This is a genomic window from Bradyrhizobium sp. USDA 4341, from assembly GCF_054063755.1.
This window is the reverse complement of record NZ_JBSSGO010000002.1, coordinates 4231756-4246057: the sequence shown is the minus strand read 5'-3', so window position 1 is coordinate 4246057 and position 14302 is coordinate 4231756. Positions and strand designations below refer to the sequence as shown.

At 56.6% G+C, this 14302-nt stretch carries 10 protein-coding genes and 2 pseudogenes; 8 read left to right on the top strand and 4 right to left on the bottom strand.

Annotated features, from left to right (window positions below; all coding sequences use genetic code 11):
• Nucleotides 1–294: 294 nt before the first annotated feature.
• Nucleotides 295–954 carry a nitroreductase gene (locus ACVIGB_RS26140; RefSeq protein ID WP_456720479.1) on the top strand — a complete coding sequence of 220 codons (660 nt, stop codon included), beginning with the start codon at nt 295–297 and terminating at the stop codon, nt 952–954.
• A gap of 1296 nt (nt 955–2250) precedes the next feature.
• On the opposite strand, the gene ACVIGB_RS26135 is transcribed toward ACVIGB_RS26140, so the two are convergent.
• From ACVIGB_RS26135 to ACVIGB_RS26125, 3 genes and pseudogenes are all read right to left on the bottom strand, one after another.
• Nucleotides 2251–2757, bottom strand: a complete 507-nt coding sequence (locus ACVIGB_RS26135) for an avidin/streptavidin family protein (protein ID WP_456720480.1) — start codon at nt 2755–2757, stop codon at nt 2251–2253.
• A 223-nt stretch (nt 2758–2980) separates the two neighbouring features.
• Nucleotides 2981–3067: pseudogene (locus tag ACVIGB_RS26130) on the bottom strand (MarR family transcriptional regulator); the annotation flags it as partial.
• A gap of 951 nt (nt 3068–4018) precedes the next feature.
• On the bottom strand, nt 4019–4507 hold the full coding sequence (locus ACVIGB_RS26125) for a hypothetical protein (protein ID WP_456720481.1): 489 nt from the start codon (nt 4505–4507) through the stop codon (nt 4019–4021).
• 363 nt (nt 4508–4870) lie between these two features.
• Here ACVIGB_RS26125 and ACVIGB_RS26120 point away from each other — a divergent pair, with 363 nt between their 5' ends.
• The 5 genes from ACVIGB_RS26120 (at nt 4871) to ACVIGB_RS26100 (ending at nt 11259) form a co-directional block, all read left to right on the top strand.
• Nucleotides 4871–5266 carry a helix-turn-helix domain-containing protein gene (locus tag ACVIGB_RS26120; protein WP_094194089.1) on the top strand — a complete coding sequence of 132 codons (396 nt, stop codon included), beginning with the start codon at nt 4871–4873 and terminating at the stop codon, nt 5264–5266.
• 701 nt (nt 5267–5967) lie between these two features.
• Nucleotides 5968–6753, top strand: coding sequence for a 4'-phosphopantetheinyl transferase family protein (locus ACVIGB_RS26115; RefSeq protein WP_456725076.1), 786 nt, complete (start codon nt 5968–5970; stop codon nt 6751–6753).
• 789 nt (nt 6754–7542) lie between these two features.
• A complete protein-coding gene (locus ACVIGB_RS26110) occupies nt 7543–8505 on the top strand; it encodes a LysR substrate-binding domain-containing protein (RefSeq protein ID WP_456749233.1) in 963 nt (320 codons plus the stop codon).
• Between the two features lie 442 nt (nt 8506–8947).
• Complete coding sequence (locus ACVIGB_RS26105; protein ID WP_456720483.1) at nt 8948–9913, top strand: DMT family transporter; 966 nt, start codon at nt 8948–8950, stop codon at nt 9911–9913.
• Nucleotides 9914–10011: 98 nt separating this feature from the next.
• Complete coding sequence (locus ACVIGB_RS26100; protein WP_456720484.1) at nt 10012–11259, top strand: aspartate aminotransferase family protein; 1248 nt, start codon at nt 10012–10014, stop codon at nt 11257–11259.
• A gap of 25 nt (nt 11260–11284) precedes the next feature.
• On the opposite strand, the gene ACVIGB_RS26095 is transcribed toward ACVIGB_RS26100, so the two are convergent.
• Nucleotides 11285–11347 (bottom strand): hypothetical protein, encoded by a 63-nt coding sequence (locus tag ACVIGB_RS26095; RefSeq protein WP_456749386.1) that lies wholly within the window; start codon nt 11345–11347, stop codon nt 11285–11287.
• Here ACVIGB_RS26095 and ACVIGB_RS26090 point away from each other — a divergent pair.
• A pseudogene (locus ACVIGB_RS26090) lies at nt 11327–12325 on the top strand (AMP-binding protein); the annotation flags it as partial. The gene ACVIGB_RS26095 and the pseudogene ACVIGB_RS26090 overlap by 21 nt on opposite strands.
• 66 nt (nt 12326–12391) lie before the next feature.
• A complete protein-coding gene (locus tag ACVIGB_RS26085) occupies nt 12392–14224 on the top strand; it encodes a condensation domain-containing protein (protein WP_456749385.1) in 1833 nt (610 codons plus the stop codon).
• Nucleotides 14225–14302 lie beyond the last annotated feature (78 nt).

The window sequence follows — 14302 nt, the reverse complement described above, 5'->3', positions numbered from 1 at the left end:
GCGCACTCTGCCACGTCGAGGAAGGACTGAGCTAACGGTGGATATCTCAGCCCGGCAGTGATGGCGAGTTAACTGTGGCAGGCCCTTCGTAGGGTCGATCTCCCGGTGGTTTGCATCGACGCCCGGCATTCGCACGCGGCCTTGTCTGCACGCTTGATTGTGAATTGACCTGCAATCCGTTCACTTGCCTGCCTCGACCAGGAGCCTTGCCAAAGAGTCTTGGCACAATTTTCATGGTAATTGTCACTCACGCTCCTGGTCAATTTCAATCCACCCCAAATATTAGTTAGTCGTATGAATGTCTCCGAAGCCATCGAGCGGCGCATTTCGGTCCGTTCCTTTAAGCCCGATCCGGTGTCCGAAAAACGCGTGCTCACGCTGTTGGAGAAAGCCCGCCGCTCACCTTCGGGAGGGAATCTTCAGCCATGGCGTGTCTACGCGCTCACGGGTGGTCCGCTCGACGAACTAAAGAGGCGCGCTAGCGCAAATCCCATTGGGGAGCCTCCAGAATACCAGATTTACCCAAACTCGCTGTGGGATCCCTATCGGCGCCGGCGCTGGGAGTACGGAGAGGATCTCTATGCGGTGATGGGCATTCCGAGGGAAGATCGGGCTGGTCGCATGCGACAACTGACTCGAAACGGGCAGCTGTTCGGCGCACCAGTCGGCCTGTTTTTCTGTCTCGACCGAAGGCTGGGCTCGCCGCAGTGGGCGGACCTCGGTATCTTCATCCAGACGGTGATGCTACTTGCCGTCGAAGAAGGACTCTCGACCTGTGCGCAGGAATACTGGTCGCGCTACCCAAAGACTCTGATGGAATTGCTCGGATTGTCCACTGAGGAATTGGTCTTCTGCGGGATGGCCTTGGGCTTTGCAGATGAAGATCCGATCAACACACTTAGAACCAGGCGAGATCCGATTTCCGATTGGACCGTCCTGCGCGGCTTTAGTTGATTTGAGCCCAATCGTGATGTCGATCAAGTGTCCTCATGAGCGATGAAAATCCGTCGCGTCGGGTGAGCGTCGGGCGCTGATAGGGGCCAATATCGCAAGCCGAACGCAGTCGAGACAATCCCGATGACGGCCACCATGAGGCGCGAACGCCGGCCGAGAGGACGGCGATCGCGACATCGCCGGCGCGATTGGCTCGCGATACCGGGATTGACCGCTCCTATGTGGGCGGTCTTGAGCGGAATCAAAAAACGCGACAATTGAACTTCTCGAGCGGATCTGCCGAATCGCTAGGTATTGATATATTTGAACTCTTTGTTGAGCCCCCCAAAGGTGCGACGACACCCTGGACCTTGCCTAATGCCCGTAAGCCGGCGCCCCCACGTCGCAAGACGAAATAGCACTGCTCGGATGAGCGCGCTCCCCCCTGCGGCAGGCAACAGTGCGGGGCAACAGATCGACAGCTTGCGCCCGGCTTGGTCGCGCAGACGGAAAGACAGATTTGGGGCGCCCTTGCTCCGACGATCACGGTAGCAACAACGAACAATCTCGTCGCTCTTCGTGTCTCAGCTTCAGATTGGTTCTTTTCGTACAAAGTGCGGACGTCGATTTGAATCTACGCTCTGTTGCAACGCCACCGGAACGTCTTTTTAACGAGGATCGATATTCCAACGCCCGAACCCGATTTCCCCATTATGGCGCTCCACCAAAGCCTCCAGCAACTCGCCGCGACTGGTTTCAATCATCAAGTTCTCTGCCATGCAGCAATCATCAGAGACGCAACAATAAGCAACAGAACAACGTAAAGCAGGAGTTGAGAGATCAAGTTGCCATCACGGTCGAACATTATATCTCCCATCTGCATTGCCCCCTGTTCGGACGAGGCCGACGCGCTGACTTTGCCAGCGCTTTGGGCGCCTTTGCTCCGACAAACACTGTACATAACGAACGAACAATCTCGCCTCGGATTCACATTTGCGTCGTTTCAGCTTCACATTGGGGCTTTGCATACAATCGCAACGGCCGCCTGTTCGCTGGGCAGAGAGGCAGGTCCAGGATGACCATGACGATCCGTTCAGGGCATGCCACGAACACCGGACGCAATCCGAGGTGTTTCGCGTGTCGACGTACTACGGCGATGCGACGTCTTCGGGATGTGTGTCAGCAGCCGACGAAATGGAGAGCCGGGTGTTTCGGAGGCGCCGCAAGGTGGCGCACTGCATTCGGCCTCTTTGCCATGCAATGAAGGCGGACAGTGTGACGACGTTGTTCGAAACGTCGTCACACTGGCTAGTTATGTCATTTGCGATTCTTCGTGTTCGAGAGCTTCTCGCCTGCGCCGCCCAGAGCCGCCTCGCCACCAGCTGACGTCAATTTCGACTTGTCGCCGTTAGCGAAAGTGAAGGTGTCGGCCCCGGCACTGATGCCATTCCAAACCACCGGCTCGGCGAGCGAAAGCAGCCAAAGGCCCTGAAAGCCCGACGCAGCATTGAGCTGTCCGGTCCACACGGTAGTCGAGCCGCAACCTACGAAGTTGACTGAAAAGCTGATCGCCGTGCCGTTATTGGTCTGGGCGAGCCAACCTGTCATGGCCTGAGGCGCGCCTTCATCGCAGCTATTGCTCGCGTTGTTGGTATAGGTGCCGGAAATCGCGCCTGTGCTCTGGTTGTAGCTGTTGACCGCTAGGGTCGAGCCGTATTGGTTGCTCCAGGTCCAGAGGGGTTGCGCCTTTGCCGGTCCCGCCAGCAGCAGCCCGAGGCAAGCCGCGCCCATCCATTTCGCCAATTTCCAGTTTGCTTGAGACATTGCCGACTCCATATCGCTCCATAAGCGGAGCTGGCTGCTTATAAACGTAACCGCAAACAATTTAAACGAGTAACATATTTTGATTGCGCTAATAGGTAGAATGGTGGGGCGACCGCTCTCTTAGACTTCAGTTCGATGAGGGAAGGGGCCCGCGGTAATCGGAACTGCGCGTGACCGCATCGCCGCTGGTGATGCCGTGCTGTTGCAGCTGCCGTGCACATCAATTGACTGGGACGCCATCGCCTTTGTCGAGATCCTCCAAGGCCGCGAGGATCATCCATTGTGGTCCGGTGATGCCGAGCTCTCCGGCCATGCCAGGGAGGCTCGCAGAGATGCGCGTTAATGAATCGTCCTATCCAAAGAGCTAGACGGACTACTCACTTCAGTGGTCGAAACGGTGACCTATAGCAGGATCAGGATTGCACGACATCTGCCCGCGAGCCTGATGTCGAATTCTCGAGCACACACCGGCGCAGCTAAAGCCACCCGATATGATTTCGCCTCATCTCGTCGATTCTATCAGGCGTCGATTTCGTGTGATCTTGCGTCCAGCCGATATCGTTCCGCAACCAATCAGATACGGGAAATCCCTCAATTCTGCGGCGCTTGCCCATCCTTACACGGCTTAGCCAAGCAACGATCAGTGCGGCGAGCGGCCAGCGATTTCTTTCGGGCGGTTCATCGAGGTAAACGCCGCTGCTCGCGGCTCCTATTACAGGCCGGCGTTGCTTTGCCAAATGAATTTCCTTCGTCTCGTTGCCGATGACGGACCTTCCTGCGCTCCAATCTAGCCGTTCGAGGTCGCTGCTTTCCCGCGCCAAACGCTACATTGCGCGCAAGATCTGCACGGCAAACGCAAAAACGCTCGATACGAACACAATCAGGTTGCGCCTCACCCCGACGGAGGGCATACGTTGTGGTGCGCAATCGTACGAGGCGTACTGTTTGGAGGCAGTTGAAGTACGGCTGCATGGCGCGTGCGCGGGGGTAGAGAGAATTCGCCAGCGAGGAGCTCAGGTCGTATATGTCACGGGCTCCGAGTTAAGGCTGATGACCATCGGCTTTCTTGCCGGCGATACTCTGATTGATCGTGCCAATCTGCTGTTGCGGTCTGAGAAGGTGGGCGTGAATGTCGCTTGCGTCCCCCTTCACATCAACGAATTCCTCCGTCGAGCTCTTCCGCCGGTCCGCGCTCGGGTTCGGTGGCAAGATCAGCTACGCCTCATTGCTCTTTGAAGGGGCGGTTCGACGCCATTCGATTTCATCGCGCCGTTGTGCTTTCCACAATCAGCCTTGATCCGGCTCGGCACAGGGCAGCGGCCGCATCCTGCTCATTGTATTCGCATCTAAATGCTCCGGGTTCGCAGTTCCATGTACTCGATCTCGACAGACTCGCCGCTGAGACCATGAGCGAAAGAGCCTCCGCCCAGACTTCGAGAGCCATGCTTTGGGTAAAGCCTTCGGCATTGATCGTTGCTTCGAGCCATATTGACCCGCTGTGGCCAACGCGGGCCTGGGCAATTCCAATCTCGAGCAGCCGCCCACCAAGTCCAAGCCCGACGAGTTCAGGCGATATGAACAATAGGGTTACGTCGCCCGGCTCAGCGTTGGCCACAATGCCATCGTGCAGACACACGGTCATTCGTCCCTTGGCGATAAGATCCTCGTAGTATGCCGCTGCATTGCTCAGTGTGGTAGTGCGCGGGCTTGTTTCCGATGATCCACAGCTTTCGACATTGTCCAGCAGCAATGCGAACGCTCCTCCCGCACCACTGTTAAACGAAGCCCGGTAGGAATGCGGGAACGAGGTCGTGCCGCCCGGTAAGCATGACGATCAAGATCCGTGATGATTAAAACTCGCGGTAGTTGTGTTTCTGTCAATATTCTGTCAAATGAGAAGGCGGGAGTGTCGATAGACAACCTGCCGCGATCAACTTTGGTTAATCGGCAAAGTCGGTTCAGGTGCCCTTGGGTCAGGATACCATCCTGCGATTTTCCGGGATTGCCATGACACCTACGACCAACTGACGATCCAAGGAACCTTACGCGGTACATCATGCACGGTTTCCCGACCTAGAAGACTAGGATTCGATTGGAAGGATAGGTGACCAGAATGAACAGATCAGCAGCAAAGAAGATGAAGCAGCGCAGCGCCGGCAAGCCGGACATTGAGTTGGGCAAGCGGATTCGTCTGCGCCGTGTCGAGCAGAAGATCTCGCAGGCGGAACTCGGCGACAAGCTGGGCGTCAGCTTCCAGCAGGTTCAGAAGTACGAAAAGGGCGTCAACCGCGTCGGCGCCGCCCGCCTTCAGCAGATCGCGAGCGCGCTGGACGTGCCGGTGACCTTCTTCTACGACGGCGACAACAAGGCCCGCGAAGTCGAGAGCCTGCTGTTCCTCGACAGCGCGTTCAGCCTCCGGTTGTTGCGCGCCTACAGCAAGATCAAGGATCAGACCGTGCAGCGCCAACTGGTCTCGCTGATGGAATCGATCGCCGCCAACGAGGACTGAGCGGCACTCGCGGTCAGATCGCGGCCGCGATCTCCGCTCGACCAGATCAAGCGGATCGACCGGCAGGCCCGTCGGACACATGATCCGCTGGTTCGTTGCTTCATCGACGGCGAATAGCTGTTCGGCGCTCAACCTATGCGCGGCACTTCGCGACGTCGGCGGGATTGATCCCGGCCCCGCGATGCCGGCCGATGCCATTTCTCCTCTGCTCCCATTCTGCTGGGGGGCCAGTCCGGTCCAAGCTGCAAAGTCGCGGCTCGACTTGAAGGCACTGGCATTGACGACGGTCGTCGCCAGAAGTCTCTTTGAAGACCGACTTTTCGAAGGTGCATACTCGCAGCCAAGCCGATCTGGCACGGGTATTGATGCCGGGTGGCGTTTTTCGTGTCGCATACAAGCCGGCGGACGATCGCGCCCGAGGTGTCCGCGGTCACACATCAACAGAGGTTGTTGCCTGGTGGCTGAAACGAGCGCGGTCCGCGCTCCTTGGATTTTTGACGAACGCGAGCAGTCTTGATCTCATCATCGGCTTATCAGTGTGGTATGCCAAACCCGAGGTCGTGAAACAAAACTGTCATCGTAGAAGCATGCCCAGGATGCATCAAATACGAGCCCAGGTGGAAAACAAGCAATCCCAATAGCTCTGCTGAGCGAGGAACTGCTGTCCGCTGACATCGGATTCGGCGCGGCGGTTGACTGTGATGATGATTGGTTCTTCCCTGATCGGCCTCTCGCGAGACGAGATTCACTTGTGGCTTGCGAGCGACCAGATCGATCCTGCGAAAGCGGCGACTTACCGATTGCTTCTGAGCCTGGATGAAAGGCAACAAGAGCGAAGGTTTCGCTTTGATCGTGATCGAGCGCGATATCTTCAAACGCGCGCACTCGTTCGTACGGTGCTATCTCGATATGAGCCAATTGATCCGAAAGATTGGGCTTTCTCAGTCAATCCCTACGGACGCCCAGAGATCGACGAGACGAAGACAGAAGTGGCTGGTCTCTGTTTCAACGTGTCGCATACAGCCGGGTTGATCGCGCTCGCCGTCGCGAGAAGTCGCGCGATAGGAATTGACGTCGAAAACATTTTCGTTCGCGAAAGCCCGCTTGATGTGGCGAGACAAGTGTTCACGGCGGCTGAACTTGCAGAGTGCGGCCGACTGCCGCCGGAGCAGCAGCTTGATCGCTTCTTCCAACATTGGACCTTCAAAGAATCCTATCTCAAAGCTCGCGGAATGGGCGTGTCTCTACCCCTGCAGAAGGTCGACGTTCGGCTCGAACGGGACGGCCTGGTTGAACTGCAAATCGCTCCAGACTTGTCCGATGACCCGGCAAGATGGCAGTTTTGGCAACTTCGTCCGGCACAAGAATATCTGCTGGCGATCTGCGCGGAGAAGGTGGGGCAACGATCACCCGATGTTCTGGTGAAGAGGACGACGATCGGCAGCGAACAAGATGTTACAGTGCAGTTTGATCGCGTCTCGGCTTAGCATGAAAGCTGCACGTTTTCTCACGCCTTCGTCGTCACACGCAATTTGTCGCGCAGTCTTGCCCAAATCGCGGATTTCGCCCACCGTGCAGCCTTGCTCTCGCGGGAGCGAGGCCGTCGCGCGCTTTTCCTCGCTCACGCAGTTGGAGCATGCTTCAACTACTCGCTAGCTTGGCCGGGACAATCGCGCGGTTGGAGCGGAAGGCAATCAATTTATGATTAAATGCACTGTGCATCGGGATATCTCGAAGAGCGAGTCCAATGGTAGTTAAGCGTGATCTCCGTCACACGTACTAAATGCGCTCTGACCTCAAGCAACTACCGCAAGCGAGAGATTTCACGCCTTCGCGTTCGTTCGGTTGCTGACAGGATTTGGTAAGATCCTGCTGGCCCGACGGCGTTCGAGAACGCTAGCTGAAAGAGCAGTGTGTTTTCCTGCAAAGTTGCGAAGCGAGCGACCAAATCGCGCAGAAAACCAGTGATCGTCGACGCAATTGCGCGAGATTCCGAACGGATGATGCTGGCAAGATCGCCACGGCCACCTTCCACGGGCTTAGCACGACGCGCGGGTAAGCCATGCAAATCCGAGATTACAAGGTCTGCGGACTTGAGGAATCGTATCGCCGTCTTTGAGAATGCATAGCGATTTAAATAATCGCCAGATGAATCCGTGCGCTCTGAAGCAAAATGAAAACGAGATCATGTTGCGTTGCGGGCTGCGACGCGGGGTAGCATAAATAGAAGAATACAAGCTAAGGTATTGTGTTGACGTAGCGGGCTGACGTTCGGAATGACGCGGAAGAATCTCCCATCGTGCCAGTCAATGCAGGCCTTCGAAGCCGCCGCACGCCACTTGAGCTTCACGAGAGCTGCTGACGAGCTGCACCTTACGCAAGCGGCAATAAGCCATCAGGTGAGGGTGCTGGAGAGGCGGCTCCGCGTGCAGCTCTTCTCTCGAAGCGCTCGTACTGTAGCGCTGACGGCTACGGGTCACATTCTCTACCAACCGATCCGAAGTGTATTGTTCCAGATGGAGCACATGATCGATTCCGTTCACGGATTGGCGGACGATGAATTAGTAGTCTACGCGCCTCCGTGCATAGGCGCGAAATGGCTCATGCCACGCATTAAGGAGTTTAGCCGGCGACACTCGAACATCCATCTGCGTTTGAACATAGGCGCTGGTCCGCCGGAAATGACGGGTAAAGTAAGAAGCGTATCGATCGCAATTGGTGCCGACAAACGGGATAATAACACGCGGCAGGAATTTCTGCAGAACGATTCCATATTTCCGGTATGCAGTCCGAATCTGCTCCCGGCAGAAGGTCTGCGGCGTGTGAGCGATTTGAAGAGATTTGAACTATTGGAGGTGTCGGCCAGCGGCCACGGCCAAGCAAGCCGGTCCGATTGGCTATCTTGGCTTTCAACGTGTGGGGAAGAGGCGCGGCTTCGGAAGCCAACACTTTGTTTCGGAGATAGTCTGTTGGCAATTCAGGCCGCCGTTGCAGGATCAGGCATCGCTCTCGCACGAGGCTGGGTTGCGGAGCCGGATCTGCTTTCGGGCTCCTTGGTGAAGGCTCTCAACATGGAAGTTAGCGCGGACGAGGCATACTATCTGGTCTGTCCCAGAGACTTGGATAACTGCGAGCAAGTTGCTCGCTTTCGTGAATGGCTCTTTGAGGCTGTTGGCGCTCCAATCTGCGCTCGGAATTCTTCTCGTCCCGAGCCGACCGCAGAACGCTCGTTGTCATAGCGCGATACTTTGGCGCAAGCGCTGCCAACATCGGATAATGTGAGAAGCCTCAGTACACCTGGTGCACAGAGCAATCGATTGCGGATGCACGCATTCCGCTCCGCTTGCGGAGCCTCGCGTGAGCGTTTCGCCGGGCGGACCACTGCGGCGAACACATCAAACGATGTCTTCTCTCTTTTGCCGAGGAGGCTGCGTTTGGCCTTGTTCGCTGGAACTCTGCTTCAATCATTCTGCGGACGTTCCGGGATAGTGATCCCGAGAAAATTGCCGTCACCTCAAACTGAGCGGGCGCAGCGCGCTTCGACCCGCATAAGTTTTTTTGTTGGGTTGAACGAAAACATTTTGGGCAAGTAGAGAAGAGTTAGGCGTGCAATTACAGGTTTTGCGTGCTAGGGCTCAATCCTCCTCGTAGCGTCAGACGTGCGCTGCAGAGAGTAATAATATGCGTGATGCTCTTCAGTTGAGAATGATGATCAGCCTCTCTTTGAAACACTGGCTCGCACCAGACCTCCCCACTCGTCGAAATCTTGTCGGTGCAGCTCTCGGCGTTGTCGGGATCGCCTGCATTTCAGTTCGGCCGGTGCTCGTGAAGCTCGCTTACGTAGAGCTTCAAGATCCGATCACGATTCTCGCAATGCGTATGGCCTATTGTTGGCCGATTGCTTCAATACTTCTGCTTGTTTCAGACCGGCAGATGCCGCGATCGGACCGTGCTGCTCTGACGATAAAGGAGAAATCACTCCTGCTCTTGATGGGCTTCTCCGGATTTTATGTGTCGAGCTACCTGGATTTCTGGAGTCTGGAGTTTCTGTCGGCAGGAACCAGCCGGCTGATAACCTACAGCTATCCAAGTTTTGTGATGGTATTTTCAATTCTGATCCTGAAGCGATGGCCAACGGTCTCGGAGGTTGGGGCGCTTGTCATCACTTATGCCGGCCTCTTGGCGCTTCTGATCGGCGGTGCATCGATTTCCGGATCGGAGATGCTTCGAGGCGCAGGCTTGGCCTGGTTTAGCGCGGCTACCTATGCGCTCTATCTCGTGCTGAACAGCAGTGTCGGGCATCGTGTCGGCTCGCTTCGGACAGCGTCGTTTGTGATTTTGGTTGGCTCGACCGCATGCATTCTTCAATTTGCGCTCACGAGGGACGTTGCGGCCCTGCTCGTGTCCTGGCGCGTCTACGCGCTGACCGCAGGGATGGCCCTGATCACGACGATTATACCGGTGTATCTCGTGACTGCGGCAATGACGCGGATCGGCGCCAATCGAATGGCCTTGATTGGGGCCCTGGGGCCGGTCCTTTCGGTAGGTATGGGCGTGGCTTTCCTAGGTGACCGGCTCGGCCTCGCGCAGGGGATCGGCACGCTGATGATTCTAGCGGGAGTCGGTTGGGTCACGGCGCTCCGGTGATGCGGGAGCGTACGCAATCGGCCGTCTCGCAATGCTGCTGGTAAGCCCGGATGGCCAAATCGATCTCCGACCTCTCCTATCCTTAAAGCGGTGACAGTATGTACTGTGAAGCAAGATCGATCTCTGTCAGGCGGCAGAATAGCAGGTCGCCGTCTGTTGTTCGTGGCAGTGGCTGTTACCTGTATGATACCGAAGGCAAGGCTTACCTGGATATGTCGGGCGGCAGCGGCGCCGCAAATCTTGGGTATGGGCGCCAGGAAATCATTCAGGCGATCCAGCGGCAATCTGAACTTCTCATCCATACGGGTTGGAACATCGACAACCCCCATCGCCACTCCTTGGTCGAAAGGCTGGCTCGCCTGGTTCCTTTCGAGCGCGCTTCTGTTATGGGCGCCGTGACTGGTGCCGAAGGTATCGAGGTTGCGCTGAAGATCGCGCGCGCTAAGACGGGCCGCAGTTCCGTTCTCTATTTCAGCAACGCGTTCCACGGTAAAACGCAAGGCGCGCTGGCCGTATCGTCGAACAAGCTCTTTCGAAAGCATGTTCCTGCAGGTGCGGTGGACTATCCCAGTGTTTCCCTTGAGAGTTGCTACGCCGACCTCGATGAGGACTCGTCGGGTTGGTCGAGCTCATTCCGTACATACCTGGACGCGCTGAAGACGCGGCGCCAACTGCCTGCGGCGATGATCGTCGAACCTATCCAGGCGGCCGAAGGCATTCATCCGTTGCCTTTCTGGACCCTTGAAACGATCCTCCAAGTCGGAATTGAGTACGGCGTTATAACGATCTTCGATGAGATCTACACAGGATTTGGCCGCACCGGCAGTCCGTTTGTTAGCCGCCTAGGAATGCTGCCGGATCTGTTGGTCGTCGGTAAGGCGCTTGGAAACGGCTTGCCAATTTCAGCAATCATCGGCGATCCGCAACTCGTAGATCTACTGACTTACTCTGAGCATTCATCGACATTTACATTCATGCCATTGGCGTGCGCCGTGGCGTGTACGGTGGCTGACGTCCATCTTTCAGAGCGCCCGTGGGAGAACGCCGACAAAATGGGCGGTTATCTTTGCAGCCGCCTCAAGCAGTTGGCGCAAGAAGATCCTCGTATCACGTTGGTCCGCGGTCGTGGCCTTATGCTCGCGTGTGACGTGAATGACCAGGAAGGTGCTCAACAGTCTGTCCCGATTAGCGTGCGTCTTCGCGAGAAGCTGGAAGAACTTGGGGTGATCGTCAGAACGGGCGGGCAACGCGTCTCCACCGTCAAAATGACTCCTCCCCTCACAATCACGAAGGCCGAGATCGACAAGTTTGTCTCGTCCTTCAGCCACGCATTGTCTTCCGTTTAACCTACGCGGGTCTGGCAGGGGAGAGTTAGCCTTGTTCGAATATTTTAACGCTCGCGCCCGAGACAACGAGGCCGTCGCGGTTATCGATGCTCGAGGCATGTATAGCTTCAAACAAGTGCGCGGCTACGTAGCGGCTACGGCTGAGAGAATGAACGCCGCCGGTCGAGGCGACGACGTCGTCGTTGTGTATGGTTCGCACGGACTACATATTTATGTCGGCGTTCTGGCTGCGCTCTCCAGCGGGTCGCGGGTTCTGTTTGTAGACCAGGCCACGCCGGTCGGCGCCGTTGACCACATCATAAGAGCTTTGGACGCATCACTCCTCGTTAACTGCAGTGGCTCCGCACAGCCATCGGCAGTAGCCGGAGTTGCTGTCATCGATATTGCGCAGGACGTGTTTCACCGCGACATAGCGCGAGATGAAAGGCAGTACCCTCCTCTAAAGTTGAGTTGCTCGGATTACGCAATTCTTACCAGCGGAACAACAGGAGAGCCTAAAGTCATTCTGCAGACAATCGCATCGCTCGATGCGCACATCACGAACTACGCTCGTTACCTGGGCGTACAGCCAGGCGACCGCGTCCTCCAGCTCGCGTCCGCCGGGTGGGATGCCGGTTTAATGGATATCTTCGTGAGTCTCCAGCGGGGCGGTACCTTGTGTACGATCAGCCCCAGGCAACATGAATTCGACGAGGTTAGGCAATTTATCGAGACGCACGGTATCGACACGCTCCACATGACGGTGCCGTACTTCAGGCGTTTGTACGCTGACAAGGATAGCGGCTACGCCAGCGCCAAGAAGCTGGTTTTGGGAGGTGAGTTAATCTATGCAAGCGACATTGCGCGTTTCAATGCCGCATTTGCCCCATCATCCATGTTGTACAACGCGTATGGGCCGACCGAATGCACAACCGCTTTGTATGCGCGGCATCAGCATGGCACATTCGCAATGGAGGACAGCTGGCCGCTCGCACATTCCGTTGAGCGGGTCTCGGTATCTCTCCTGAAGGGTGACCAGCAAGTAACAGCGCCGCGTGTGGTCGGAGAACTGGTTGTCCAGTCGGACTTGATAGCAAGGCGGTTTGACCCCTCGTCGAGAACTACCATCGAGATCACCACGACGAATCCCGCCATGGACGGGGAATACTATTCGACCGGTGATTTGGCCTATTATGATGACGACGGGCACATCGTAATCACCGGCCGAAGGGACTCGGTGATTAAAGTTAGTGGTCAGAAAGTGAGCTTGCACGAAGTTGAAGCTTCACTACGTGCCCTGGACGGCGTTAAGGATGCGTGCGTGATCGCCCTTGATGAGGGTGAAGAGAAGCAGGTGCTCGCGGCGGTCGTGCCTGTGTCCGGGCTCACGAACGGCGTTGAGTTGCGCCGGCAGCTTTCTGGGCAACTGCCTGGACATAAAGTGCCAAAGCATTTCCTGATGCTACCGGCGTTGCCATTGAATAAGAACAACAAGTTAGACCGCGCTGCGATCTTGGAAGCCTTTAGTCAAGAGCGGCCTCTGCCGTCATCGGCCGAAATTTCGACCCCATTGGAACAGGAGACCGCGCGGGTTCTTGGCGGTGCGGTGGTCGAGCCCGGCCTTAGCTTCCTGGAGAATGGCGGCGACTCTTTGCGAGCGTTGCAGCTGATCACCGCGTTGAGACGCCGGGGCCTCCAACTTGGCCTCGAACAGCTGCTCTCGGACATCCCAATCCGCGAGCTGACATTGTCGAGAAGCGTCGACCCAGGCGTTGCTGGGGCGAGAAAAGAAACGGGCAACTGGATCCTTCCCACTCGCCGATTTCTCGCAACGCGTGGGATTCCCGATCTCGATCAGTGGTGCCAGACCTGTGTCCTCGATTGCTCGGCGTCCGTTGGCGTCGAAAAGATCGTGGCTGTCGTTCGGGCCGTACTCGTCAGACATATAAATGAATGGGCCGGGCCTCATTGGCAAATTGACGTCGCGGCTGGAACCCCGATCGTCGAAGCCGCTGTCGCGGCTAACGAAGCGCGAATCTCGCTGGCGAACGGAAGAGCCATTTCAGTCACTGTGGTGCAACGGGGGCTCTCGTCACAAATCATCATCTCCTGTCATCAATTCTATGTCGACCGCTATTCATGGATCCTGCTGCTGTCGGAATTGGCGGACGGAACGCATGGCGACGTAGAGGATATACAGAGCTGGTCGACTGCGCCGCAGTATTCGGCCTGGGTTGCACACTATCAGGATGCACTCGAGCGTACCCGCGCATCTGAATTTTGGCGGTCCCTTCCCTGGGACCGCTGCGAGAAAAGCTTGGTGGGACCGAATAGCCCGTTTCCGCCAAAGGAAAGATTCAAACGAAAGACGATCCAGCTTGGCTCTCTCAAGTCGCCTTCGCGGCAGGGAGCGTCGCGGCTCGCGCGCACCAGCAACTTGCTGCTGGCCGCCATTTTGACAGCCTTCGCAACGCTCAGCGGCAACGAGTACCAAAAACTTCACATTCTCGGCGCCGGCAGAGAAGTGGACGGGGCAACGGTCGAGACACACGGCACATTTGGCTGGTTCACGATCATCTTCCCATTGGTAATGCGCGTACATCGCGACGAGTTGCCTGGAACGGTCGAGGAGGTCTCAGACTATTTGGCGCGCGCAAAGCCAATAGCGCATACCTTCGGCAATGAGTTCTTTGGACAGGAGACGACGCGGCGGGCGGCCGGCATCTATGATTGCGACGTAAGTTACAACTTTCTGGGCGACATCGAGATGTCGGCCAGCGGTGACTGGACCGTAAACGAATTCTCGATGAAGACACTGCATGGCGCCCCCAGCCATCACCTGGAGCTTACGAGTTATTTGTCTCACGACAATCTGGTCGTGAGCATTGACTACGACGACGCCATCTATGGCGATGAGTTTGTCGAATCGCTGCAAGCGGCAATTTCGCGAGCGCTAGAGTCAACGAAGCAACCGGTCGAGTCGTAGACGCACGCGAATGTAGTTTCGCAATTTCCTAAAGGTCTTCACATGCGCGACGTCAGGGCCGATCAACCAGACTGCAGG

Bases quoted from the DNA above. Each gene is read 5' to 3' on its own strand.
- ACVIGB_RS26100 (WP_456720484.1), top strand. From the start codon at position 10,012: ATGTACTGTGAAGCAAGATCGATCTCTGTCAGGCGGCAGAATAGCAGG.
- ACVIGB_RS26110 (WP_456749233.1), top strand. From the start codon at position 7,543: ATGACGCGGAAGAATCTCCCATCGTGCCAGTCAATGCAGGCCTTCGAA.
- ACVIGB_RS26085 (WP_456749385.1), top strand. From the start codon at position 12,392: ATGGACGGGGAATACTATTCGACCGGTGATTTGGCCTATTATGATGAC.
- ACVIGB_RS26140 (WP_456720479.1), top strand. From the start codon at position 295: ATGAATGTCTCCGAAGCCATCGAGCGGCGCATTTCGGTCCGTTCCTTT.
- ACVIGB_RS26135 (WP_456720480.1), bottom strand. From the start codon at position 2,757: ATGTCTCAAGCAAACTGGAAATTGGCGAAATGGATGGGCGCGGCTTGC.
- ACVIGB_RS26105 (WP_456720483.1), top strand. From the start codon at position 8,948: ATGCGTGATGCTCTTCAGTTGAGAATGATGATCAGCCTCTCTTTGAAA.
- ACVIGB_RS26115 (WP_456725076.1), top strand. From the start codon at position 5,968: ATGATGATTGGTTCTTCCCTGATCGGCCTCTCGCGAGACGAGATTCAC.
- ACVIGB_RS26120 (WP_094194089.1), top strand. From the start codon at position 4,871: ATGAACAGATCAGCAGCAAAGAAGATGAAGCAGCGCAGCGCCGGCAAG.